Origin of the sequence: Methylobacterium sp. J-043, from assembly GCF_022829505.1 — a bacterium.
Taxonomy (GTDB): Bacteria; Pseudomonadota; Alphaproteobacteria; order Rhizobiales; family Beijerinckiaceae; genus Methylobacterium; species Methylobacterium extorquens_A.
Genome location: NZ_JAKSYB010000079.1, coordinates 56129 through 79717 on the forward strand (window position 1 = coordinate 56129; position 23589 = coordinate 79717).

General features: G+C 69.5%; 20 protein-coding genes. 11 read left to right on the forward strand and 9 right to left on the reverse strand.

Annotated features, from left to right (window positions below; all coding sequences use genetic code 11):
• Positions 1–74 precede the first annotated feature (74 nt).
• The 6 genes from purF to MKK50_RS24690 all read left to right on the forward strand — a co-directional run bounded on the left by purF (position 75) and on the right by MKK50_RS24690 (position 5548).
• Entirely contained in the window at positions 75–1550 is a 1476-nt protein-coding gene (purF, locus tag MKK50_RS24665; protein WP_499025822.1) for an amidophosphoribosyltransferase, read from the forward strand.
• A gap of 5 nt (positions 1551–1555) precedes the next feature.
• Positions 1556–2299, forward strand: a complete 744-nt coding sequence (locus MKK50_RS24670; RefSeq protein WP_499025823.1) for an SDR family NAD(P)-dependent oxidoreductase — start codon at positions 1556–1558, stop codon at positions 2297–2299.
• Positions 2300–2370: 71 nt separating this feature from the next.
• A complete protein-coding gene (locus MKK50_RS24675; RefSeq protein ID WP_499025824.1) occupies positions 2371–2778 on the forward strand; it encodes a dihydrofolate reductase in 408 nt (135 codons plus the stop codon).
• Between the two features lie 121 nt (positions 2779–2899).
• Entirely contained in the window at positions 2900–3679 is a 780-nt protein-coding gene (gene ubiE / locus MKK50_RS24680; RefSeq protein WP_499025825.1) for a bifunctional demethylmenaquinone methyltransferase/2-methoxy-6-polyprenyl-1,4-benzoquinol methylase UbiE, read from the forward strand.
• 25 nt (positions 3680–3704) lie between these two features.
• Positions 3705–5267: a 2-polyprenylphenol 6-hydroxylase gene (gene ubiB, locus MKK50_RS24685; protein ID WP_499025846.1), complete on the forward strand. Its 1563-nt coding sequence runs from the start codon at positions 3705–3707 to the stop codon at positions 5265–5267.
• A 32-nt stretch (positions 5268–5299) separates the two neighbouring features.
• Positions 5300–5548, forward strand: a complete 249-nt coding sequence (locus MKK50_RS24690; RefSeq protein ID WP_499025826.1) for a hypothetical protein — start codon at positions 5300–5302, stop codon at positions 5546–5548.
• Here MKK50_RS24690 and MKK50_RS24695 read toward each other — a convergent pair.
• A complete protein-coding gene (locus MKK50_RS24695) occupies positions 5538–6638 on the reverse strand; it encodes a type I restriction endonuclease (protein WP_499025827.1) in 1101 nt (366 codons plus the stop codon). The genes MKK50_RS24690 and MKK50_RS24695 overlap by 11 nt on opposite strands.
• 239 nt (positions 6639–6877) lie before the next feature.
• Between MKK50_RS24695 and coaBC the strand changes: the two genes are divergently transcribed.
• Entirely contained in the window at positions 6878–8170 is a 1293-nt protein-coding gene (gene coaBC, locus MKK50_RS24700; RefSeq protein ID WP_499025828.1) for a bifunctional phosphopantothenoylcysteine decarboxylase/phosphopantothenate--cysteine ligase CoaBC, read from the forward strand.
• 195 nt (positions 8171–8365) lie between these two features.
• Complete coding sequence (locus tag MKK50_RS24705; RefSeq protein ID WP_499025830.1) at positions 8366–8692, forward strand: hypothetical protein; 327 nt, start codon at positions 8366–8368, stop codon at positions 8690–8692.
• Between the two features lie 74 nt (positions 8693–8766).
• Here the strand turns inward: MKK50_RS24705 and MKK50_RS24710 are convergent, their stop codons facing one another.
• Positions 8767–9771, reverse strand: a complete 1005-nt coding sequence (locus tag MKK50_RS24710; RefSeq protein WP_499025831.1) for a lipid II:glycine glycyltransferase FemX — start codon at positions 9769–9771, stop codon at positions 8767–8769.
• A gap of 283 nt (positions 9772–10054) precedes the next feature.
• Here MKK50_RS24710 and speB point away from each other — a divergent pair, with 283 nt between their 5' ends.
• The gene (gene speB, locus MKK50_RS24715; RefSeq protein WP_499025832.1) at positions 10055–11080 is read left to right on the forward strand and encodes an agmatinase; all 1026 of its coding nucleotides are present in this window, start codon (positions 10055–10057) and stop codon (positions 11078–11080) included.
• Positions 11081–11212: 132 nt separating this feature from the next.
• Here speB and MKK50_RS24720 read toward each other — a convergent pair whose 3' ends face one another.
• From MKK50_RS24720 to MKK50_RS24730, 3 genes are all read right to left on the reverse strand, one after another.
• Positions 11213–12406 (reverse strand): HD-GYP domain-containing protein, encoded by a 1194-nt coding sequence (locus tag MKK50_RS24720; protein ID WP_499025833.1) that lies wholly within the window; start codon positions 12404–12406, stop codon positions 11213–11215.
• Positions 12407–12764: 358 nt separating this feature from the next.
• Positions 12765–15902 carry an efflux RND transporter permease subunit gene (locus tag MKK50_RS24725; RefSeq protein ID WP_499025834.1) on the reverse strand — a complete coding sequence of 1046 codons (3138 nt, stop codon included), beginning with the start codon at positions 15900–15902 and terminating at the stop codon, positions 12765–12767.
• 10 nt (positions 15903–15912) lie between these two features.
• Positions 15913–17133, reverse strand: coding sequence for an efflux RND transporter periplasmic adaptor subunit (locus MKK50_RS24730; RefSeq protein WP_499025835.1), 1221 nt, complete (start codon positions 17131–17133; stop codon positions 15913–15915).
• A gap of 279 nt (positions 17134–17412) precedes the next feature.
• On the opposite strand from MKK50_RS24730, the gene MKK50_RS24735 reads away from it, so the two are divergent.
• Positions 17413–17595 carry a hypothetical protein gene (locus MKK50_RS24735; RefSeq protein WP_253370088.1) on the forward strand — a complete coding sequence of 61 codons (183 nt, stop codon included), beginning with the start codon at positions 17413–17415 and terminating at the stop codon, positions 17593–17595.
• A gap of 154 nt (positions 17596–17749) precedes the next feature.
• Here MKK50_RS24735 and MKK50_RS24740 read toward each other — a convergent pair whose 3' ends face one another.
• The 3 genes from MKK50_RS24740 to MKK50_RS24750 form a co-directional block, all read right to left on the reverse strand.
• Positions 17750–18979, reverse strand: coding sequence for a GGDEF domain-containing protein (locus MKK50_RS24740; protein ID WP_499025836.1), 1230 nt, complete (start codon positions 18977–18979; stop codon positions 17750–17752).
• A gap of 218 nt (positions 18980–19197) precedes the next feature.
• Positions 19198–19536, reverse strand: a complete 339-nt coding sequence (gene hspQ / locus MKK50_RS24745) for a heat shock protein HspQ (RefSeq protein WP_253370091.1) — start codon at positions 19534–19536, stop codon at positions 19198–19200.
• 59 nt (positions 19537–19595) lie between these two features.
• A complete protein-coding gene (locus MKK50_RS24750) occupies positions 19596–20645 on the reverse strand; it encodes an HpcH/HpaI aldolase/citrate lyase family protein (RefSeq protein ID WP_499025837.1) in 1050 nt (349 codons plus the stop codon).
• 497 nt (positions 20646–21142) lie between these two features.
• Here MKK50_RS24750 and MKK50_RS24755 point away from each other — a divergent pair, with 497 nt between their 5' ends.
• Positions 21143–22501 (forward strand): patatin-like phospholipase family protein, encoded by a 1359-nt coding sequence (locus MKK50_RS24755; protein WP_499025839.1) that lies wholly within the window; start codon positions 21143–21145, stop codon positions 22499–22501.
• A 132-nt stretch (positions 22502–22633) separates the two neighbouring features.
• Here MKK50_RS24755 and MKK50_RS24760 read toward each other — a convergent pair whose 3' ends face one another.
• A complete protein-coding gene (locus MKK50_RS24760; RefSeq protein WP_499025841.1) occupies positions 22634–23179 on the reverse strand; it encodes a winged helix-turn-helix domain-containing protein in 546 nt (181 codons plus the stop codon).
• Between the last annotated feature and the right edge of the window lie 410 nt (positions 23180–23589).

Below are 23589 nucleotides of genomic sequence, written 5' to 3' on the forward strand. Positions count from 1 at the left end.
AGCGTCTCCGGCCGTTTCCCGCCGTGCCGGATGCGAGGCCCGCGCCCTGCGCGCCTCCAGGATTCGAGATCGACATGTCTGTTGTCAGCGCGAGCGCCGATGTCCGCAACCTGGACATCGACGGGGATACGCTTCGCGAGGAATGCGGCGTCTTCGGCATCTACGGGCACGACGACGCCTCGGCCATCACCGCGCTCGGCCTGCACGCCTTGCAGCATCGCGGCCAGGAAGCGGCCGGCATCGTCTCCTACGACGAGGGCGTGTTCCACTCCGAACGCCGCCAGGGCCTCGTCGGCGATTCCTTCTCCGACCGCGCCACGATCGAGCGCCTCGCCGGCCGCTCGGCCATCGGCCACGTGCGCTACTCGACCACCGGCGGCACGATTCTCCGCAACGTCCAGCCGCTGTTTGCCGAACTCGCCGGCGGCGGGCTCGCCGTGGCCCATAACGGCAACCTCACCAACGCGCTGTCGATCCGCCGCGATCTCGTGCGCGACGGCGCCATCACGCAATCGACCTCGGACACCGAGGTGATCCTCCACCTGGCCGCCCGCTCGCGCAAACCGCGCATTGTCGAGCGCTTCATCGACGCGCTGCAGCAGATCCAGGGCGCCTACGCCATCGTCGCGCTCACCAACAAGAAGCTGATCGGCGCCCGTGACCCGCTGGGCATCCGCCCGCTGGTGCTCGGCGAACTCGACGGCCGCTACATCCTCGCCTCCGAATCCTGCGCGCTCGACATCATCGGCGCCCGCTTCATCCGCGACGTCGAGAACGGCGAGGTGGTGGTGATCTCGGAGGACGGCGTCGAGTCGATCCGCTTTGCCGAGAAGCAGCCGATGCGCCCCTGCATCTTCGAGTACATCTACTTCGCCCGCCCCGACTCGGTGGTGAACGGCAAGAGCGTCTACGGCGTGCGCAAGGCCATCGGCCAGGAACTCGCCCGCGAGGCAGCCCCCGAGGCCGACGTGGTGATCCCGGTGCCGGATTCCGGCGTGCCGGCGGCTCTGGGCTTCGCGCAGGAGGCCGGCCTGCCCTTCGAGATGGGCATCATCCGCAACCACTATGTCGGGCGCACCTTCATCCAGCCGACCCAGACCGTGCGCGAACTCGGCGTGCGGATGAAGCATTCGGCCAACCGCGCCGCGGTCGAGGGCAAGCGCATCGTGCTCGTCGACGACAGCCTCGTGCGCGGCACCACCTCCGTGAAGATCGTGCGGATGATGCGGGACGCCGGCGCCCGCGAGGTGCATTTCCGCATCGCCTCGCCGCCGATCACGTACCCTGACTTCTACGGCATCGACACGCCCGAGCGCGAGAAGCTCTTGGCCGCCACCCACGATCTCGAAGGGATGCGCCAATACATCGGCGCGGATTCCCTGGCCTTCCTGTCGATCCCCGGCCTCTACCGGGCGATGGGCGAGACCGAGCGGAACGCCGCCTGCCCGCAATACACCGACCACTGCTTCACCGGTGACTACCCGACCGGGCTGACGGATCTGGCGATTGCCGGGCCCAAGCGCTTCGCGATGCTGGCCGAGGCGGACTGAAGCCGATGGCCGACAGAATTCTCGACGGCCGCGTTGCCGTCGTCACCGGCGCCTCGCGCGGCATCGGCCGGGCCGCGGCGCTCGCCCTGGCGGGGGCGGGGGCCCACGTCGTCGCGGTCGCCCGCACGCAGGGGGGGCTGGAGGAACTCGACGACGCGATCCGCTCCGCCGGCGGCAACGCGACGCTGGTGCCGCTCGACCTCACCGATTTCGACGCCATCGACCGCCTGGGTGCGGCGCTCAACGAGCGCTGGGGCCGGCTCGACATCGTGGTCGGCAATGCCGGCATCCTCGGCAACCTGATGCCGGTGAGCCACGTCACGCCCAAGGTCTGGGATGGGGTGATGGCGATCAACGTCACCGCCAACTGGCGCCTGATCCGCTCGTTCGACCCGCTCTTGCAGCGCTCGGACGCGGGGAGGGCGGTCTTCGTCTCCTCGGGCGCGGCCGCGAAATGCCGGGCCTATTGGGGGCCCTACTCCGTCTCGAAGGCGGCGCTGGAGGCGATGGTGCGCACCTATGCCGCCGAGAACGAGCGCACGCGGGTGCGCGCCATGCTGCTCAATCCGGGTCCGCTGCGCACGAGCATGCGCGCGGCGGCGATGCCGGGCGAGGATCCGGCGACGCTGAAGACCCCGGAGGAACTGGCCCCGCATTTCGTGCGCCTCGCCTCCCCCGAATGGAACGAGACGGGCAAGCTCTACGATTTCCCCAGCGACCGGGTTCTCGCCTTCTCCGGACCCCAGTAACGGGGTCCGGGGCCAAGGCTCCGGCGGGCTTGCGGGCAGAGCCCGCTTTCTTTGTTTTTCAGGTTTCAGCCATGATCGACGTCCGCTGCATCTGCGCCATCGGCCAGCGGGGCCAGCTCGGCCTCAACGGGCAGCTCCCCTGGGAGGGCAACACCGATCCGCTCTTCGTCGAGGACGTGACGCGCTTCTTCGCGCTCACCATGGGCCACGTGCTGATCGCCGGCCCGAAGACCGTGGCCTCCGTGCCCGAATTCGCGTTCAAGGACCGCACCATCGACGTGATCCGTTCGCACGAGGATCCGGAACAGGTGCTGGCCCGCTATCCCGGCCGCCGCATCTTCGTCGGCGGCGGCATCGCGGTCTGGAACGTGTACGCGCGATACATCCAGCACTGGGACGTCACCCGCCTGCCCTACGACGGCGAGGCCGACCGCTGGTTCGACCCCGCCTGGCTCGTCGGCGGGCCGCTGCGGCGCTGATTTCCCCCCGACCGGCCCCACCTCGCATCCCCGCTGCCGCATGGCGGTTCCGGCCGGCATTCGCTAAGGAGGCTCGGCCGACGCCGTGAGCGGCGACGGGCGAGCGCTAAGGTAGGATCGGATGAGCGGAACGGACCCGAGAGCCGGCGACAGCGCAGCCACCGCCGATTTCGGCTACGAGCGCGTGCGCCTCTCCGAGAAGCAGGCCAAGGTGGACGACGTGTTCCGCTCGGTCGCGCGCCGCTACGACCTGATGAACGACCTGATGTCGGGCGGGCTGCACCGGCTCTGGAAGTCGCACCTGATCTCGATGTTGCGCCCGTCGCGCACGCGGCCCCACCACCATCTCGATGTGGCCGGCGGCACCGGCGACATCGCCTTCCGCACCCTCGAGGCGGGCGGCCCCGAGACCCACGTCACCGTGCTCGACATCAACGAGGCGATGCTGCGGGTCGGTGCCGAGCGGGCCGGGCACAAGTACGACGGCCGCATCGATTTCGTCACCGGCAACGCCGAGACGCTGCCCCTGCCGTCGAACCATTTCGACAGCTACACCATCGCCTTCGGCATCCGGAACGTGCCGCGCATCGACGTGGCGCTGCGCGAGGCGCACCGGGTGCTCAAGCCGGGCGGGCGCTTCCTGTGCCTGGAATTCTCGCGGGTCGATCTGCCGGTGCTGGAGAAGATCTACGACGCCTACTCCTTCCACGTGATCCCGCGCATCGGCGAGCGGGTGGCGGGCGACCGCGAATCCTACCAGTACCTCGTCGAGTCGATCCGTAAGTTCCCCTCCCCCGACTCGTTCGCCCGGATGATCGAGACGGCGGGCTTTGCCCATGTCAGCCACCGCCGGCTCTCCGGCGGCATCGTCGCGATCCATTCCGGCTGGAAGATTTCTTGAGTTCGGCCGCGAAGGGTAGGCGATGATGCTCGGCGCGGTCTTCCACCTCGCCCGCGGCGCCCATGTCGGCTTCGTGCTCGCCCGCGAGGGCGGGCTGGCGCTGATCGACCCGGCGCCCTTGCCGCCGCATCTGCGGCTCGCGCTGAAGCTCGGCCGCTCGCTGGAGCGGCGCGGCATCGCGACGGCCCCCGGTGCCAGCCCGCTGGAGCGGGCGCTGACCCGGCTCGGCCCCTCCTACGTCAAGTTCGGCCAGTTCCTGGCGACGCGGCCCGACATCGTCGGCATGGCCGCGGCGCGCGATCTGGAGCGGCTTCAGGACCGGGTTCCGCCCTTCCCGCAGGGGGTGGCGCTGCGGGTGGTGGAGCAGGAGCTGGGCAAGCCGGTCCCGGTCCTGTTCACCGCCTTCAGCGAGCCGGTGGCCGCGGCGTCCATCGCCCAGGTCCACAAGGCGACGGTGCTCGACGCCGACGGCACGCAGCGTAACCTCGCGGTCAAGGTGATGCGGCCCGGCGTGCGCGAGCGGTTCGCGCGCGACATCCAGGCGATGCGGTTCATGGCCCGCATCGTCAGCGCGCTCCTGCCCGATGCCGAGCGCCTGCGCCCGCGGGAGGTGGTCGAGATCCTGGCCCGCTCCGTCACCATGGAGATGGACCTTCGCCTCGAAGCGGCGGCGATGTCGGAACTCGCGCAGAACACGGCGGGCGACACGGATTTCCGCACGCCGCGCCCCGAATGGGCCCTGACCTCGCGGGACGTGCTGACAAGCGAGTGGATCGACGGCGTACGCCTCAACGACCGCCCCGGCATCGTCGCGGCCGGCCACGACCCGAAGGCGCTCGGCCGCACGGTGATCCAGTCCTTCCTGAGGCAGGCGATCCGCGACGGGTTCTTCCACGCGGACATGCATCCGGGGAACCTGTTCGTCGATCCGCAGGGGCGGCTGGTGGCCGTCGATTTCGGCATCATGGGCCGGCTCGGCCACGCCGAGCGGCGCTTCCTCGCCGAGATTCTTCTGGGCTTCATCACCCGCGACTATCGCCGCGTCGCCCAGGTGCATTTCGAGGCCGGCTACGTGCCGCGCCACCATTCGGTGGACGATTTCGCGCAGGCCATCCGGGCGATCGGCGAGCCGATCCACCAGCGCCGGGCCGACGAGATCTCCATGGCCAAGGTGCTCACGCTGCTGTTCGACGTGACCGCCCTGTTCGACATGAGCACCCGCACCGAACTGGTCATGCTCCAAAAGACCATGGTGGTGGTGGAGGGCGTCGCCCGCTCGCTCGATCCGCAGCTCGACATGTGGACCGGCGCCGAACCGGTGGTGCGCTCGTGGATCGCCCGCCATCTCGGCCCCGTCGGCCGGATCGAGGGCGGCGCCCGCGCGGCGCTGACGCTCGCCGAGGTCGTCTCCGACATCCCCGACATCGCGCAGCGCATCCGCCGCATCATGATCCGCCTCGACGAGGAGGGATCGCAGAACATCCAAGTGATGGAGCGGATCGCCCGGCTGGAACGGAGGCGGGCGATCTGGGCGACGGTCGCGCTGTGGGGGATCGCGGTGGGGGCGCTGGTGCTGGCCTTCCAGTGAGAGGCCTTCTCACCGGCCGATTTTCTCCTGTCATGACCGAGCTGCTCGACAAGGCGATCACCGCCGCCCGGAACCTCGCGCCCGAGGTGCAGGACGCGATCGCGCGCATGGCGCGGAGCTATGCGGGCGAGGACCAGGGCGTCTACCGATTCACCTCTGAGGAAGAGGCGGAACTGGACGAGTCGGAGGCGGCCGCAGCGCGCGGTGATTTTGCGACCGACGAGGAAGTGCGCGCCATCTGGGCCAAGTACGGCTTGTTATGCCACCGCATCAAGCAGTAGCTACCGTTTCAGAACTGACTGCTTCAGCCTTACGTGACCCGCCTTCAGCGTAAAACCGTGCCGTTGCACGAAGTCGATCCGTCAGTTCATAGATGTGATCCAGACTGTCGATGCGAACTCGCTCTTCTTTGTCTCCATTGAAAAGGCCGATATATTTTATCGACCGATTGAAATGAAGCCGGGCAAGCGGCTTACGATTATTGTTGTCGATCAAAATGCCGCAATAGCTTCTCTGATCGCGCATAATCACACGATCGGCCTTGATGACCTCCCGCACAATGGCACGAACGATCATGAAACCTTCGCGTTCTTCATCGGTGGTAACGATTTCGGCATCTTCCACAACGGGCTGTGCTTCGGCAATATCCAGTGCAGCCGTGTCGGCGAGCGCATTCGAAAGGCGAGATTGCACAGAATCACGGATGATTTCGCGAAAGGCGGCCTTTACCAGCGGCGTGAGCTGCTCTCTCACCTGCGCCGTGAAGCGACCGGCCTGGACAGGTGCAACGACCATTCGAACAAATTCTTCCGAAGGCGAGTCCAATAAGCCCATGATCTCTTTTTTGATCAAAGACGTGTACTTGAGCCTGTGGGCAGATTGGAGAATAGCATCTTCGTTGAAACTACTCCGGGCAAATTTCGTCAGTTCGGCAACGGTCTGAGCGTGAATGTCCGACATCTCGAATGTAAGAAAAGGACGATCATCGAGCTTATTGGGCGCCTCTAGATCCGTATGAAAATGAAATGTGCGGCCATTTGTCAGGATTGCAAATTTGGCCGATGTCACTGAAAAATATCGATAAAGTTGCGCGAGGTGAATTTTATCTAACTTCGTCGTAATCGGCTTGCATTCTACCAGTATGCGAATATCGCCATCAAATTTGATCGCATAATCGACTTTCTCGCCCTTCTTACCAACAGCGTCGGCCGTGAACTCTGGAACGACCTCATTTGGATTGAAAACATCATAGTCGAGCGCCGCCAGAAACGGCAATACGACCGATGTTTTCACTGCCTCTTCAGTCGCCATTGCGCTGGAGTGTGACTTGATACGTTCGGCTAGCGTACGCAGCTTTTCCTCAACGCTCACATCACCCTCCCGGACTGATTCGTCGCAGGATAGTGGCATTGCAACAACCTAAAGTCGATCTATCCGCCCTCCTAGTTGCCTCATCTTGAGAGACAAATCCTGATGAAGGCCTTGCAGTCGGCAGGAGCTGCAACCTTCGTTACACTTTGACGCACAAGGCTCCATCGGAGCTTGGTGGCTCTTCGGGGACGCCCCTCCCCGCTCTTGACGCCCGCCTCACGAGTCTTCGTTCTGCGCTCATGTCCCTATCTTCTCCGGGCGCCCTCGCCGGCCGCCGCATCCTCCTGATCGTCGGCGGCGGCATCGCCGCCTACAAGGCGCTCGATCTGATCCGGCGCCTGCGCGAGCGTGGGGCGCAGGTGCGCCCGCTGCTGACCGACTCGGCCCAGGAGTTCGTCACGCCGCTGGCCGCCGCCGCGCTCGCCGGGGAGCGGGCGCATACCGACCTGTTCGACCGGGAGAGCGAGGCCGATATCGGCCATATCAAGCTCGCGCGGGATACCGACGCCATCGTGGTGGCGCCGGCCACCGCCAACCTGATGGCACGGATGGCGACCGGCCACGCGCCGGACCTCGCCGCGACGGTGCTGCTCGCCACCACCCTGCCGATCCTGATCGCCCCGGCCATGAACGTGCGGATGTGGCTGCATCCGGCGACGCGGCGAAACCTCGCAACCCTACAGGCGGATGGCGTCGCGATGGTCGGGCCGAACGAGGGCGCGATGGCCGAGGCCGAGTTCGGCCCCGGGCGGCTGGCCGAGCCGCACGAGATCGCCGACGCGCTCGAAGCCCTGCTGGCACAACGGTCAGGGGGCCAAGGCCTGGGATTCCTGGCCGGCCGCGAAACCCCGAAAAAGCCGCTGGCGGGGCGGCACGTGCTCGTCACCTCGGGACCGACCCACGAGCCGATCGATCCGGTGCGCTACCTCGCCAACCGCTCCTCGGGGCGGCAGGGCCACGCGGTCGCCGCCGCCGCGGCCGAGGCCGGCGCCCGCGTCACACTGGTCTCCGGGCCGGTGGCGATCCCCGACCCGGCGGGCGTCACCGTGGTGCGGGTCGAGAGCGCCCGGCAGATGCTCGCCGCGGTCGAGGCGGCGCTGCCCGCCGATCTCGCGATCTTCGCCGCCGCGGTCGGCGACTGGCGCCCGGCCGAAATGCGGGCGGGCAAGATCAAGAAGGACGGCAGCCTGCCGCCGCCGCTGCACTTGGTCGAGAACCCGGACATCCTCGCCACCATCGCCGGCCGCGCCGAGGGGCGCCCGCCCCTCGTCGTGGGCTTTGCCGCCGAGACCGACGACGTGATCGCCAACGCGCAGCGGAAGATCGCGCGGAAGGGCTGCGACTGGATCGTGGCCAACGACGTCTCGGCGGAGGGCGGGGTCATGGGCGGCACCGAGAACACCGTCCACCTCGTCGCCCGCGGCGGCGGCGTCGACAGCCGTGTCGAGACGTGGCCGAAGCTCGGCAAGGAGGAGGTCGGACGGCGGCTGGTGGCACGCTTTGCCGAGCTGCTGGCAGCGAAATCGCGATGAGGCTGACCCGCCGCGGCGCGTACGCCGTACTGGGCGAGCCTCGTCTTGGATATCAAGGCTAGAACGCGCCAGTCGCCCAGCAGACAAAAATGTTCCCCGGCGTGGGACCTTTAAGTTTTCTTCTGCTCAGCTTGCCCTCTTCGGACCAGAGCCCAGATCCTCCTCCACGTCATTCACAGCGACAGGAGCGACATCATGGCCAAGGCCGACCGGCACAGCATGGGGCCCGGCGCGCAGGGCAAGGGCGACGGCAGCGGCGCCATGACCGATCTGCCCGAGGGCATCCTCGGCGAGAACGCGGTGCTGAGCAACCGCGACAAGTCCCAACACTCCGACGAGCGCGGCCTCGACAGCCGCCACGTCCAGACCGAGCAGTACCACGACCATGTCGGCGCCCGGCAGGTCAATGACCAGGACGGCGAAAGCGACGACGCGGCGGAAGCCAATTCCAGCGGCCTCGCCGGACCGATGACGAACACCTCGGGCGACGCCGGCAGCCTGCGCGACAAGCAAGGCGGCTGAGCCGTTGCATCGAGAGGCGAGGAGCAAGCTCGTCTCGGCTCTGCCCCCTCGCCTCCCCCCTCGCCCGCCCGCGGTCAGATCTGGCGCAGGAACAGGGCGGTCGCGGCGGCGCGGCGAATGAGGGGGTTGCGCGCGTAGATCCAGGTCGGACCGCCCTGGATCACGTTGCGGCTCAAGGCCCGCTTGAAATCGAAGACGCCGCGGTTCCCGGCCGGATCGACACCGCCGAAATCGAAGCGGCGGGCGCCTTCCTGCCGGGCGCGCTCGATGATCCGCCAGACGGCGAGGGTGGCCGCACCGGTCGACCGGGCCCGCTCGTCCGACGCCGTGAAGAAATCGGTCCAGCGCTCGCGCGCGATGTGGACGATGCGCACGAGGATCGGCTCTCCGCCCTGGCGGATTTCGAGGAAGAGCAGGTGCGGGTCGGACGCCGCGAGGTCGCGATAGGCGGCCGTGTCGAGGTCGCTCGAGAAGCCCTTGCGCTGCTGGAGGGCGGCATACATCCGCACGAAGGTGTCGAAGGCCCGCAGCCGCTCGTCCGGGTCCGTCAGGAAAACGGCGGTGAGATCGGACTGTCCCGTCGCCTTGTTGACCTCCCGCCGCCAGCGCCGGTCGGCCGCGGCCAGGATCGCGTCCGTCTCCGGTGTCAGGTCGAGTTCGATCGTGTGATCCTGAGCCCCGACGACGGGCACGAAGCCGTGCGACAGCAGGGCGGTGACCCCCTCCGGGTCCTGGGGCCGGTAGCTCTTCACCGCGAGCAGGTCCGCCGGGCGCAGGGCGAGATGGTCGAGGAAGGCGGTCATCACCGCTTCCGCCCGGAACTGCCCACGCATCGTGAGGACCGGCCCGCCCTGCACGAGGATCCGGCGCACGGGGCCGGTGCGGCGCTCCTGATACTGGATATAGGCGAGATCCGCGCCGTTGTCGTTCAGCGCGACCTGCCGGACGGTCCAGCCGAGCCGGCTCTTGTAGCGGCCCCAACTCCGGGACGTGTAGAGGTTGGCGGCCGGGTGCTGCCAGAGGATCTCGTCCCAATCCTCGGCCTCCGAACGGTCGATGACCGCGACCTGAGCTGTCATGAACCGCCCTCTCCTGTCCGCTCGCCCGATCCGCCTGCCGGGCCCACCTTTCCCGAGCGGCTGCCCACCCCTTAATCAGGCTTGGCCGTATCGCGCCCGAATGCCCAACGCCATCGCAGGCGAATGTATCCGCCTGCCGGGCAGCCCCTGCGTAGTTTGCCCCGGCCGCCACAGGTGCATGAGGCCGCGGGCAGGAAACGGCTTTTAGGAAACGGCTTGCGGCCGGAGCATCCGGGCGGCTTGATGCGGATCGCGCAACAAGCCGCGCCGGGGGAGGATCGTCATGGCGGATGACAGCGGGTCGGCGGGCGCGCGGGCGGAACGGCTGGCGCGGTTCCAGCCGGCCTCGGGGATGGCGACGCCGCGCTTCTCGGGCCTTGCGAGCTTCATGCGGCTGCCGGTGCTCGATCCCGCCGAGGCCGTGGGAAAAGGGGCGGGTGAAGCGGCGGGGCGGGTCGAGATCGGCCTGATCGGCATCCCCTTCGACGGCACCACCACCAACCGGCCCGGCGCCCGGCTCGGCCCGCGGGCCGTGCGCGAGGCCTCCACCGGCACGCGGGCGCTCAACCACGCCACGGGGGTGGCGCCCTACGCTCTGGCGGCCTGCGCCGATCTCGGCGACGTCCCGGTCAACCCGGTGGACGCCGCCGAGACCGCCCGGCGCATCGAGGCGTTCTACCGGCCGCTCGCCGAGGCCGGGATCGTGCCGCTCACGGTGGGGGGCGACCATTTCATCACCTATCCGGTGCTGCGGGCGCTCGGCGCCGCCCGGCCGCTCGGGCTGATCCACATCGACGCCCACAGCGACACCGACGACGCGCAGTATGGCGGGTCACGGCTCACCCACGGCACGCCGTTCCGGCGCGCGGTCGAGGCCGGGGTGCTCGACCCGCGGCGCTGCATCCAGATCGGCATCCGCGGCAGCATGGATGCGGCCGACGAGCGCGACTGGGCCCTGGCGCAGGGCATGCGCATCCTGACGATGGAGGAGGTCTGCGCCCGCGGCCTGCCGGAGGTGGCCGCGGAAGCCCGCGCCGTCGTGGGCGAGGGCCCGACCTATCTCAGCTTCGACATCGATGCCCTCGACCCCGCCTTCGCCCCCGGCACCGGCACGCCGGAGATCGGCGGCTTCACCACCCGCGAGGCGCTGCACCTGCTGCGGGCCCTGCGCGGCCTCGATCTCGTCGGGGCGGACATGGTGGAGGTCGCCCCTCCGCTCGATTCCGCCGGCATCACGGCGCTGGCGGGCGCCGGCATCGCCTTCGAGATCCTGTGCCTGCTGGCGGAGCGGGTCGCGGCCCGCGGCTGATCGCGCCGCGAAGAATTCGGTATTTCGAAAAGGCGAGCCTTTTCGCGGGTCCCCCCGCAGAGCCCTGGGAAAGGACATCGGGGCGCCGCCCCGATACCCCGCCAAAGGGACGATCCCTTTGGGAGCCCGGAATCAGCCCTGCACGGACGGGCCGCCCGCGGCGCCGCCGGCGCGGAGGACGATCGGGCGGTAGACCCGGAGCAGGTCGGGATCGAGCTGGCCGGCCTGGGCCTGCATGATCGCGGCGGCCTCGGCGGCGGGCAGCGGCGGGCGGTAGACCCGGCGCTCGGTCAGGGCCGAGTGGACGTCGCAGATCGCCACGAGCCGCACGAGATCGCTGATCTGCGGCCCCTTCAATCCCTCCGGATAGCCCGATCCGTCGAGGCGCTCGTGGTGGTAGCGCACCACGTCGAGGATCTCGGGCTCGAAGGCGGTCTCCTTCGCCAGCAGGTCGGCGCCGAGCGCGGCATGCGTGCGCATCACCGCCATTTCGTCGGGCGTGAGCGGGCCCGGCTTGTTGAGGATGGCGTGGGGGATCAGCGCCTTGCCGACATCGTGCAGGAGCGCGGCCTTGGCCAGCCTCTGCCGGTCGTTCGGGGAAAAGCCGAGTTCGGCCGCGAAGGCGGCCGCGAAGCCGGCCACGCTCAGGGAGTGCTGGTAGACTTGGATGTCGTGGCGCCAGACGAGATCGAGCCAAGCGCGGATGCCGACTTCGGAGACCGTGTCGAGCACGATCCGCGTGCCCTCCTCCGCTTCCTCCGGGCTCGGCGGACGACCGGCGGCGGCCTTGTCGAACAGGCGGGTGAGGAGGCTGGTGGCCCGCGCCACACGCAGCTCGGGTGAGCGGTCAGCCGCTCCCTGAACGCGCGCGGGCGCCATGCGGCGCGCCGCCCTCCCCTCCGCGACGAGGCGCGTGAGCGTCGGGACGATGCCGGCGGATTGGCGCGGATCGATCACCGTCGGCGCGCCGAGCACCGTCGCGGCTGCCGCGTCCTGGGCCGCGTTGCCGCGGGCGAGATAGAGGCAGGGCAGCCCGCTCTCGCGGATGTTCGTGGTGAGCCATCCGATCCAGGCCCGCCCCCGGTCGGTGACACGGTCGGCGGATAGATCGGCGGCGATATCGACGACGAAGGCGACGGGCCGGCCGGACGGCAAGCCGGCGCCGGGCTCGATCACGCGGCAGGGCAGAACGAGGGCAATGCCGCGGGCCAGCCGCTCCGCCCGCTCGCGGCGGTCCGAGACGAGAACGACGACATCCTCGGAGCGCGCGTCCCGGCCGCGTTCGCGTGCGTCCTGGCCTCCGTGTCGGTCTCGAGGTTCCCGCATCGATCATCCATCGGCCGCAAGGCCCATGGTGGACGCGAAGCGGTGTTCCACTCCGGATACAACAAAAGTGTTGCGAAAAGCTTCGCACCGCCCGGGCGATGCAACCCTGACGTATTCGCCCAATGCAGAGCTTTGGGGCCAATACGGCTGTAGTCTCACCGAAAGCCCCTCCGCGTTTCGCGCCTGCAAGGGATCGTCGGACGATGTCCAGTCCCCGGATTTGGCACCAACGTCCAAGACCCTTCACCTCCGGCCCGGGCCGGCGCACCCAGCCCGCAAACGACAGCCCCGCGGTCTCGGATACAATCTGTTCGATTTGGTTGGGATAACATTTCGCGCTGTGACCGAGCGCGCCGCATCACTCGGCGGCGGTCGGCCGACGGGCAAGACCGGCCGCGTTGGCGGGCGGACCCGGACGATACGCCGCCTCTTCCTCCGGCTCGTCCGCCCCGCCGACGAAGCGGCCGAACAGGCGCACGAACAGCCGCGACAGGTCGTCGACCAGAAGGAAAATCGCCGGCACGAAGACGAGCGACAGCCCGGTCGAGACGATCAGCCCGCCGATCACCGCCACCGCCATCGGCGCGCGGAACTCGCCGCCGATGCCGAGCGCGAGCGCCGAAGGCACCATGCCGGCGGCCATGGCGATGGTGGTCATCACGATGGGTCGCGCCCGCTTGCGCCCGGCATCGACGATGGCGGTGACGCGATCGACGCCGCGGGCCATCTCTTCGATGGCGAAATCGACCAGCATGATCGCGTTCTTCGTCACCACGCCCATCAGCATCAGGATGCCGATGACGACCGGCATCGAGATCGGCATATGGAAGATCAAGAGCCCGAGGATCGCCCCGCCGATGGAAAGCGGCAGCGAGAACAGGATCGTGAGCGGCTGGAGGAAGTTGCCGAACAGCAGCACGAGTACGCCGAACACCATCATCAGCCCGGCGCCCATGGCGAGCGCGAAACCTTCGAACACCTCGCCCATCACCTCGGCGTCGCCGGTCTGGCGGATGGTGACGCCCTCGGGCAGGTTCGTGGCGGCGGGCAGGGCCATCACCTGCTCGATGATCGAGCCGAGCGCGTCCGAGCCCTGGAGATCGCCCTCGACGGCGACGCGCACGGTGCGGTCGTAGCGGTCGATGGCCGTGGGGCCGCGCCCCAGCGTCAGGTCGGCCACGGTGGCGAGCGGCACCGCCGCACCCGCCTTCACCGGCACCTTCAGGCTCGCGATCTCGGGCAGTTGCCCGCGCAAGGATTCGGGCAGCATCACCCGGATCGGGATCTGGCGGTCACGCGCGTTGAACTTGGCGAGGTTGGCCGCGATGTCGCCGATGGTGCCGACCCGCACCGTCTCGGCGATGACGTCGGTCGAGACGCCGAGATCGGCGGCGACCCCCGCCTTCGGCGTGATGCGGATCTCGGTGCGGTCCAGCGGCGCGGTCGAGATCAGGTTGACGAGGTGGGGCACGCCCATGGCCTCGCGCTGGAGGCGGGCGGCGACATCCGCGACCACGGTCTTATCGGGCCCTGAGACGATCAGCGCGAATTCCCGCTGCCCGCCCTCCTGCAGCGACCAGAAGCGGATGTCGGGGACTTGGCGCAGGACGTTCGCGATTCTGAGATCGACCTGCTTCTGCGTCAGCGCCCGCTCGCTCTTCGGGGTGAGATTAACGGTGAGGCTCGCCAGCCGCACCTCCTTCTTGCCCGGCAACTGGCGCCCGCCATCGACGAAGACGGAGCGGATTTCGGGCATCAGGCGGAGGGTCTCGACCAGACCGTCGGAGAGGCGCTGCGTGTCGTCGAGCCGGGCGCCGGGGGGCAGCTCGACCACGAACATCGTGCGCGCCGCGTCCTCCGCCGGGATGAAGCCCGCGGGCAGCAGCCGGGTCGAGGCGATCGAGCCGGCAAAGCAGGTGAGACCCAAGGTCAGCGTCAGGTATTTGTGTCGCACCGACCACGCCACGAGGCGGGTATAGGCGCGCATCACCGGCCCCTCGCGCTCATGGTCCGGGCCGTGATCGCGCAGGAAATAGGCGGCGAGCAGCGGCGTGATGAGGCGCGCGACGAGCAGCGACACGAACACGGCCGCCGCGATGGTGAGCCCGAACTGCTTGAAGTACTGGCCGGCGATGCCGGGCATGAAGGAGACGGGGGCGAAGATCGCGATGATGGTCGCGGTGATGGCGATGACCGCGAGCCCGATCTCGTCGGCGGCCTCCAAGGCCGCGCGGTAAGCGGTTTTGCCCATCCGCATGTGGCGGACGATGTTCTCGATCTCGACGATGGCGTCATCGACGAGGATGCCGGTCACCAGCGTGATCGCGAGCAGGCTGACCGCGTTGAGCGAGAAGCCGAGCGCGCTCATGGCCCAGAAGGTCGGCAGCACGGAGAGCGGCAGCGCCACCGCCGCAATCAGGGTGGCGCGCCAATCCCTTAGGAACAGGAACACCACGATCACGGCGAGCGCGGCACCCTCCAGGAGGCCCATCATCGCCGAGTGGTAGTTGCCGATGGTGTTGACGACGCTGGTGTCGATCAGGTCGAAGCGCACCCCCGGATTCTCGGCGTGCAGCGCCTCGATGCGCCGGGCCACGGCGACCGCGACCTCGGCGTCGCTCGCCCCCATCGCCCGGGAGATGGCAAAGCCCACCACCGGCTCGCCGTTGAAGCGGGCGAAGGTGCGCGGCTCCTCGGCCGCGTCCATGAGCGTCGCCAGCTCGTCGAGGCGCACCTTGCGCCCGCCCGGCACGACGATGGAGGTCGCGCCCAGCATCTCCAGGCTCGCCGAGGCGCCGAGGGTCCGGATCGACTGCTCGCCGCCCGCGAGTTCGCCGCGCCCGCCGGCCATGTCGGCGGAGGTGAGGCGCAACTGCCGGTTCACGTCGGCGGCGGTGATGCCGAGCGCGAGCAGGCGATCGGGTTTCAGGGTCACGCGGATCTCGCGGGCCACACCGCCGAGGCGCTCGACGCCGCCGACCCCCTTCACCCCCTGGAGCTGGCGCGCCACCACGTCATCGACGAACCACGACAGGTCTTCGGGCGTCATCGCCGGAGCGGAGGCGCCGTAGATCATGATCGGCAGGCCGGCGATCTCGACGCGGCTGATGATCGGCTCGTCGATGGTGCGCGGCAGGTTGATGCGGATCTTCGAGATCGCATCCTTCACGTCGTTGACGGCGCGGTCCTGGTTCACCTCCAGGCGGAACTCGATCGTGGTGATCGAGGAGCCTTCCGAGATGGTCGAGAGGATGTGCTTGACCCCCTTCACCCCGGCCACCGAATCCTCGACCCATTTCGTGACCTGGGTCTGCAACTCGGACGGGGCGGCCCCGCTCTGCGTGACCGTCACCGAGACGATCGGGATGTCGATGTTGGGAAACCGGGTGATCGGCAGGGAGCGGAAGCTGACGAGGCCGAGCACCATCAGCACGAGGAACAGGACGAGGGAGGGGATCGGCTTGCGGATCGCCCAGGCCGAGACGTTGAGGCGCATGCTATGATCCTCAGCGGGCCGCGGCCGCCCGGGCCGTCGGCGGGACGGGCCGCACCCGGTCTCCGTCGCGCAGGAACGAGCCGGCGCGGGCGACCACCGCCTCCCCGGTCGCGATGCCGGAGCGCAGTTCCGTGAAGCCTTCGGCCGAGAGGCCGGTCTCGACCCGGCGGGCGGAGACGCGGCCGTCCGAAACCGCGAGCACGCTGGCCGAGCCGTCGGCGGCGTAGAGCACGGCGGCGAGCGGCACCGCCACGCCCTCGCGCCGGGCGACCTCGACCCGGCCGCGGGCGAAGGCACCGATATGCAGCGCCGGGTCGGCGTCCAGGCGGATGCGGACCCGGCCGAGCCGCGTCGCCCGGTCGACCTCGGGATAGACCCGGCGCACGGCGCCAAGCGTCACGCGCCCGTCCTCCCATTCGAGCCGCGCCGGGGCGTCGGCCCTGAGCCGCGGCAGGGCGGATTCCGGCACCTCGCCCTCCAGCTCGATCTCGCCGCGGGCGATCAGGCGAAACAGCGGCTCGCCGACCGCGCTCGCGGTGGCGCCGACCCGCGCCGTGCGGCGGTTGACGAGGCCGGCCTCCGGGGCACGGATCTCGGTGCGGGCCCGGCGCAGGCCGATCTCGCGCCCCTGCGCCCGCGCCGCGGCGAGATCCGCCTCGGCCAGCGCCAGCCCGGCTCGCGCCGCCTCGAGCCGGCCGTCGGCGCCCTGCGCCGCCGAGACCCGCTGCTCCAGGGTGACGGCGGTGGCGTTGCCGGTCCGCACCAGCGCCTGCGCCCGCTCCAGGGCCTGGCGCGCCTCGGTCCGGGCGGCCTGGACCTGGACGATCTGGCTCTTCGCCTGGAGGATCGCGGCCTCCGCCTTCGCGGTGGCCGCGAGGTTGGCAGCCTCCTGCGTCTCGATCATCTCCAGCGAGAGCCGCGCCAGCACCGCGCCGCGCTCGACCCGGTCGCCCTCCTCGACCAGCAGCGCGACGATGCGCAGGCCCTCGACCTCGGGGGCGACGAGGATCTCGTCGCGGGGAACCAGCGTCCCGGTCACCACCGCCCGCTCGACGATCTCCCGGCGCTCGGCGGGGACCACGCTCACCGCGGGCAGGAGCGCGGCGGGATCGGGCACCCCGGCCGCAGGCGGCTCCTCGGCGGCGCAGGCCGGCGGGGTCGTCTGCAAGGTCGCGAGCACGAGGGCGGCGAGGCCCATCGCGGCGGGATGGAAGAACAAACGGGCCGGCATCGCGAATCGCCTCATGGGGCGCGCCGATGCGCCGCAGCCTGCTTGTCCGCCGCAACCGGCGATTTCGTGGCGGATGGCGTGGCAAGCTCCTCCCCGGCCGAAGTCTGTGAAAGATGCCGCAGGCAGACGCGATCGACGGCCTGTCCCGAGATCAGTCGCTCCCGAGAGGCGGCGGACGCCTCTTCACTTCGCTCAAGGTTTCGCCGAGACCTCGCTTGCAACCGGCTCGGCCTCGCCGGGTTATCCCGTCAAGAGATTTCCGACGAGGGACGGTTCACGATGAGCATCTTCCAGATCCGGCAGAAGACGAGCGGCGCGATCCTCTGGACCGGCAGTGCCGACGACGAGCGCACCGCCCTCGACGCCATGGCCCGCGAGGCCGGCTATTCCGATTCCTCCGCGCTGCCCGACAGCGTGCGGGCGGGGGGCTTCGAGACGGCCCGTCTCGACCTGATCTCCTGAGATCCGGCCCGGCATCCCCGACGACATCCTCGACCAGGGGCGTCCGCTTACGCGGGCGCCCCTTTCGATTCGGAGGTCGCGTCACTCGCACAGGCTCCGATTGATCGCGTCGGGCCGTGCGGACGTCGCGGCACGGTACGAAGAGGAAACCGCCTCAGGCGCAGCAACCGTCCTGCGCCGACACGTGCGTCTTGGCTGCCCCCGGCACGGATCGATCCGGAATCCGCTCCGCGACCGGCTCCAGGCGGCGGGCCTGCAGGCGGTCGCGGCCATTTGCCTTGGCCTCGTAGAGCGCCGTGTCGGCAAGCGCCATCAGGGTGTCGAGCCCGGCCGGGCCACCGGTGAACAGGGCGGCGCCGAGGCTGATCGTGGCGCCGGTGGGCAGACCCCGGCCGCCCTGGCGGGCCATGCGGTCACGGATCGCCGCGCCGAGCCCGGACGCCGCCGCCGCGTCGAGACCCGGTACGAGGATCACGAACTCGTCCCCGCCGAGCCGCGCCAGGATCGCATCGCGCGGCAGGCAGGCCTCCAGCACGCCGGTGAGCGCCACGAGGATGCGGTCGCCGACGGCGTGGCCGAAGCTGTCGTTGACCGTCTTGAACCGGTCCACGTCGAGCAGCAGCAGGGCACCGGGCTGGCGCCGGGCGGCCATGTCGCGCAACGCCTCCGCGGCGCGGCTCTCGAAGGCACGGCGGTTGAAGGCGCCGGTGAGGGGATCGCGCTCAGCCAGCGCCGTCATCGCCTCCTCCCGGCGGCGGCGCACCGCGGCAGCCATCAGAAGCGCGAGCAGCATCTCGACGAGAATGCCCTCGAACAGCGAGACCTGGATCAGCACGCCCTTGAAGCCGACGAGGCTGACGAAGGCGCCCGGAACGGGCACGAGCAGCGCCTTGGCGGCGTAGAAGGTGCCGTGGGCGAGGAAGACGGCGCCCAGCGCGTCGGAGGCCGCGGTGCGCTCCGGGAAGGGCGTGCCGGCCCGCGACAGCAGGAGATGGGCGGCCCGCAGGGCGGCGAGGGCGACGAGGCCGGAATTGGTCATCGCGAAGGCCGGCGTCGGGTCGATCCCCGCCGGCAGGAGCAGGAGCCCGGCCCAGGCCAAGAGCAGGCCCCACCAGAGCCGTGCGATCCGGCGCCCGGTGAAGCGGGCGGTGCCGAAGAGAAAAAGGAGGTGGGCGACGACGAGCAGGCCGTTGGCGAACCAGACCCCGACGAGGAAGGAGGCGGCGCGGGCCGGCGAGAGCGAGCAGCCGAGGACGATCGTGGCGAAGCCCGCGCTCCACAGCAGCAGCGCGGGGCTGCGCAGGGTCCGCCACTCGACGGCCAGGAAGCCTGCGGCGGCCGCGGCCGCCGCGAGGCTCATGACAAGCATGGTGACCACATCCATGGCTATCTCGAACCCGCGCAACGGTGACGTTCCGCGCCTCGATAGCAGCCGCCGTTGAACAAAGCGTTCCGCAGCTTGACGTTTGCGCCCGTCGCCCCAGGCACACCCTTCCGGGCGATGTCAGGCTGTTGTTCTTGCGTCGTCTTATTTCGAAAGCCGGCAACCACCTTTCGGGGCGGTGCCTCGCATCTTTCGCAGAAGGCTCCGTGCGGGATCGGTCAGTTCGCGTGGCCGATCCGCATGCGGTAGGCGCCGTCGGCGCTGCGCTCGAACACCTCGGGGATGCCGGCATGGCGCAGGGCCTCGCCGGAGGTGTCGGGCACGAGATTCTGCTCCGAGACGTAGGCGACGTACTCGCTGTCCGCGTTCTCGGCGAGCAGGTGGTAGAACGGCTGGTCCTTGCGCGGCCGGACGTCCTCCGGAATCGCGAGCCACCATTCCTCGGTGTTGGCGAATTCCGGGTCCACGTCGAACACCACGCCCCGGAACGGGTAGATCCGATGCCGGACCACCGCCCCGAGGCCGAATTTGGCGGTTCTCATGCTGGTCTGGGTCATGACCGATAGATAGGCCTCGCAGCCCTTCCGTTCCAACGCGCGGCCAGCATGCGCGACGATCAGGGCAGATTGTAGACCTTGGCGAGATCCGGGTCCTTGTCGGCCACGAGCCGGGCGAGATCGACGATGACCTTGGCCTGTTTCCAGGTGGCGTCGTCCTGCATCTTGCCGTCGATCATCACCGCGCCGGTGCCGTCGGGCATCGCCTCGACGATGCGGGAGGCGAAGTTCACCTCGGCCGGATCGGGGGCGAACACGGTCTTGGCCAGGGCCACCTGGCTCGGATGCAGGGTCCAGGCGCCGGCGCAGCCCATCAGGAAGGCGTTGCGGAACTGCACCTCGCAGGCGGCCGAATCGGAGAAGTCGCCGAACGGGCCGTAGAACGCCTTGATGCCGTTGGCCATGCAGGCATCGACCATCCGGGCGATGGTGTAGTGCCACAGATCCTGCTGGGCGGAGGCGCGGGCTTCCTCGCCCTTCGGATCGGACAGCACCCGGTAATCCGGGTGGCCGCCGCCGACGCGGGTGGTCTTCATGCCGCGGGACGCCGCGAGATCGGCGGGGCCGAGGCTCATGCCGTGCATGCGCGGCGAGGCGCAGGCGATGGAATCGACGTTGGCCACGCCCTCCGCCGTCTCGAGGATGGCGTGGACGAGGATCGGCTTCGTCACCCCGTGGCGCGCCTCGAGCTGGGCGAGCAACTGGTCGATGTAGTGGATGTCCCAGGGCCCCTCGACCTTCGGCACCATCACGACGTCGAGCTTCGAGCCGACCTCGGCGACGAGGGTGAACAGGTCGTCGAGGATCCAGGGCGAGTTCAGGGCATTGATGCGGGTCCACAGGCCGGTGCCGGAGGCCGCGAAATCGGTGGCCTTGGCCATCTCGACGAAGCCCTTGCGCGCCGCCTCCTTCTGGTCGGCGGGGACCGCGTCCTCCAGGTTGCCGAGCACCACGTCCACCGTCTTGGCGAGTTCGGGCACGCGGGCGCGGACCTTCTCGTTGTGCGGCGGCACGAAGTGGATCATCCGCTCGAGCTTGATCGGCAGTTCGCGGAACGGCTCGGGCGCACCCGCGGCGAGCGGCTGGAAGAAGCGGCGCGGCAGTTTCATCGGCTCTCGGTCTCCGGCTTCGTGAAGGACCTTGGCGTCGGCCCTCCGCTTATGCCTTTGGCGTTAGAGCACGGTGCCCCCCGGCGTAAAGCCGACCTTGGTCCTCCCCTCGGCCCTGTGATCGGCCTCGAGCGTCGCCCGATCCCCGATCCGGCGGATCGTGCGCCCCCGCACGGCCCGGACCCGCTGCCGGGCACGGGCCCCGCACGGGCCCATGCCGCATCCGACCGTGGATGATCCGAAAGCGAAGATTGCGCGGCGAGCCAAATCGTCCGAATCTTCCCGAGATCTTATAAGTCTTCATCAAGGTCTTTCTCGTTTTCGCCTCTTCCGCCCGGATGCCCGGACAGGCTGCGGGGGTGCGCACGGGACGAGCGAAACGGCAAAGCTTGCCCGGCGAAGCATTCGCCGCCGCGCAGACGGGACGGAACGGACCGCCGCGAGCCGTGTTTTCCGGCCGAGGCGGGCTGTCGAACATCGTCGGGAGACGTACGTCGATGCCAAAACTGTTCAACGAACCGATCATGCAGACTTTTCCGTCCGGCCCGCGCAGGGGCGGGACCTTGGCTGGCACCTTGGCCGGCATGCTGCTCGCGCTGACCCTGTCGCAGGGGGCGCTGGCCGGGCCGGCGGCGAAGAAGACGGCCGACGGGCGGCCGGACTACACCGCCGCCCAGGCCGCGACCGCGCAGCCCGAGGGCCTGCCGGCCTCGGTGCGGATCGCGGGCGACGACACGCGTGCGTTCCAGTCGCTGATCGACGGGGCGCCCCGCGCCGCCGATCCCTGGCTGGTGCTCTCCGGCGGCGGCGAGAACGGCGCCTTCGCCGCCGGCCTTCTGGCGGGCTGGGCGGAGCGCGGCGACCGCCCCGATTTCGGCGTCATCACCGGCGTCTCGACCGGCGCGCTGATCGCCCCCTTCGCCTTCGCGGCGCCGACGCTCGGCGACCGGGCCGACGCGGCGCTTCGCGAGAACTACACCGAGATCTCGGCGGCCGACGTGTTCGAGTTCGGCGGCACGCAAGACGCGCTCACAGACACCTGGCCGCTCAAGCAGCGGATCGGGCGCGCGGTGACGCCGGCCCTGCTCAAGGCGGTGGCGGCCGAGCATGCCAAGGGCCGCCGTCTGCTGATCGCCACGACGCAGGTGGACAGCGAGCGGCCGGTGCTGTGGGACATGGGGGCGATCGCCCAACGCAATGCCGAGACCGGCGACCCGCGGGCGCTGGCCCTGTTCCGCTCGATCGTGCTCGCCTCGGCGGCGGTGCCCGGCGTCTTCCCGCCAGTGGAGATCCCCGCCGACGTGAAGGAGGGGGCGAAAGCCAAGCCTGTCACGGAGTTGCACGACGACGGCGGGGCGATGGCCCCGTTCTACCTCGCGCCGGCCGCCGCCCTGGAGGGGGAGACGCGGCTGCGCCTGCCGACGAACCGGGTCTACCTCGTCGTCAACAACCGGCTCGAGCCGGAATTCCAGATGGCTTCGCGCACCACGCTCTCGGTGCTCGGCCGCACCATGTCGGCGGCGATCAAGGCGCAGACCCGCGCGGCGCTCGCGCTCACCAAGGGCTATGCCGCCCGCACCGGCCTGGATCTCCGGATCGCCCTCATCGACGGGCGCTTCGCCAAGACCTCGGAGAAACCGTTCGACCAGCCCTACATGAAGGCGTTGTTCGCCCACGGCGAGGCCCTGGCCCGCGAGGGCGACGCCTTCGCCCAGGCCAACCCGCCCGCGACGGCCCAGGGGCCGGACCTTGGCAAAGGTCTCGACAAGGGTTTTGGCCCGAACCTCGGCTCGAACCTTGGCCTGGATCGGACCGAGGTGACGGAATCGACCGGTTCCGTCGCGGCCTCGCGCTGACACGGCGCGGATCGGCGGCGCTCCTTCGGACGGGACGGTCGCGCCCGCGGACGACATCGGACAGGATTCTGAGGCGGCTCCGCGCGGGCCGCCTCTTCGTGTTTTCAGGGCGCACCGCCGATCCGTCTTCCCTTACGCCTCTTCCGCATCGGCCGGGGCGTAGACGGCCTCGCCCAGGCGCTTCAGCGGACCGCCGGGGCCTGAGCGCTTCCAAAGCCGGGTGTTGAGCGCCGCCACCGGATCCTGCCCCGGCAGGGCAAAGCCCTGCTCGGTGATCCGCGCCAGAATCTCGCTCGCATGCATCGGGCGGCCTGCCTCCTCCAGGACGGCGAGCACCGCCTCGATCACCGCCCGGCCGTAGCGGCGGGCCAGCACCGTCTCCGACAGGCCTGCCTCTTCCTCGGCCGGCGCGGGGACAGCCGGCGCCGCAGGTCTCTCGGGCGCCGCGGAGGGCGCGGCCGGAGGGGCAGCGGCCGGCGCCTGCACCGGTTGCGGCGCGGGGGCCGGAACGGGGATGGGGGCGTCCGCTCGTCCATCCGCGTCCGGCGAGGCCGGGCTACCGAGGCGTCGGCCGAGATCGAGGTAGAGGAGGAAATCGGCGATCTGCCGCTCGATCGCGTCGCGCTGCCGACGCAGCACCTCCAGCCGCGCCAGAGCCTCGGCTTCCGACAGGACCATGCCGGCCCTCCTCATCGTTCATTCCCAACGAGGGGAATTTCTCCGACGGGAAGATGCCATGGAACAACCGGGTAGGCGAGTTCTTTCTATTCCATCCAAGGCGTTTCCTGCTCGAAACACGGAATGGAGGGGGCGCGCTGAACCCGCGCGATGGACGTCTGTTTGAGCGCGGTTTTCCGGGGTCAGACCAAATCCGGGTGATCCCTTCGGGATGGCGGATTTGGCCTTCGGCGGGATCCCATCACGCTGGCGTGATGGGATCCCGCCTCAGGCCCCGCGCGGGCTTGCTTCTACGCTCCCCGTTCTGCGGCGCCCAGCGAACGCGCCGCCTTCACGGTGTCAGGAACCGCCCTTCGCGGACCAACTCACTTCCGTCAGCAGGGTGCAGGGTTGTTTTGATGCGTCGAGCG

Coding starts and splice junctions, on each gene's coding strand:
- MKK50_RS24675 (WP_499025824.1), top strand. CDS start 2,371: ATGATCGACGTCCGCTGCATCTGCGCCATCGGCCAGCGGGGCCAGCTC.
- MKK50_RS24760 (WP_499025841.1), bottom strand. CDS start 23,179: ATGGTCCTGTCGGAAGCCGAGGCTCTGGCGCGGCTGGAGGTGCTGCGT.
- MKK50_RS24750 (WP_499025837.1), bottom strand. CDS start 20,645: ATGAAACTGCCGCGCCGCTTCTTCCAGCCGCTCGCCGCGGGTGCGCCC.
- ubiE (WP_499025825.1), top strand. CDS start 2,900: ATGAGCGGAACGGACCCGAGAGCCGGCGACAGCGCAGCCACCGCCGAT.
- MKK50_RS24710 (WP_499025831.1), bottom strand. CDS start 9,771: ATGACAGCTCAGGTCGCGGTCATCGACCGTTCGGAGGCCGAGGATTGG.
- ubiB (WP_499025846.1), top strand. CDS start 3,705: ATGCTCGGCGCGGTCTTCCACCTCGCCCGCGGCGCCCATGTCGGCTTC.
- MKK50_RS24755 (WP_499025839.1), top strand. CDS start 21,143: ATGCCAAAACTGTTCAACGAACCGATCATGCAGACTTTTCCGTCCGGC.
- hspQ (WP_253370091.1), bottom strand. CDS start 19,536: ATGACCCAGACCAGCATGAGAACCGCCAAATTCGGCCTCGGGGCGGTG.
- MKK50_RS24735 (WP_253370088.1), top strand. CDS start 17,413: ATGAGCATCTTCCAGATCCGGCAGAAGACGAGCGGCGCGATCCTCTGG.
- MKK50_RS24705 (WP_499025830.1), top strand. CDS start 8,366: ATGGCCAAGGCCGACCGGCACAGCATGGGGCCCGGCGCGCAGGGCAAG.
- speB (WP_499025832.1), top strand. CDS start 10,055: ATGGCGGATGACAGCGGGTCGGCGGGCGCGCGGGCGGAACGGCTGGCG.
- MKK50_RS24720 (WP_499025833.1), bottom strand. CDS start 12,406: ATGCGGGAACCTCGAGACCGACACGGAGGCCAGGACGCACGCGAACGC.
- purF (WP_499025822.1), top strand. CDS start 75: ATGTCTGTTGTCAGCGCGAGCGCCGATGTCCGCAACCTGGACATCGAC.
- MKK50_RS24725 (WP_499025834.1), bottom strand. CDS start 15,902: ATGCGCCTCAACGTCTCGGCCTGGGCGATCCGCAAGCCGATCCCCTCC.
- MKK50_RS24690 (WP_499025826.1), top strand. CDS start 5,300: ATGACCGAGCTGCTCGACAAGGCGATCACCGCCGCCCGGAACCTCGCG.
- coaBC (WP_499025828.1), top strand. CDS start 6,878: ATGTCCCTATCTTCTCCGGGCGCCCTCGCCGGCCGCCGCATCCTCCTG.
- MKK50_RS24670 (WP_499025823.1), top strand. CDS start 1,556: ATGGCCGACAGAATTCTCGACGGCCGCGTTGCCGTCGTCACCGGCGCC.
- MKK50_RS24730 (WP_499025835.1), bottom strand. CDS start 17,133: ATGCCGGCCCGTTTGTTCTTCCATCCCGCCGCGATGGGCCTCGCCGCC.
- MKK50_RS24740 (WP_499025836.1), bottom strand. CDS start 18,979: ATGGATGTGGTCACCATGCTTGTCATGAGCCTCGCGGCGGCCGCGGCC.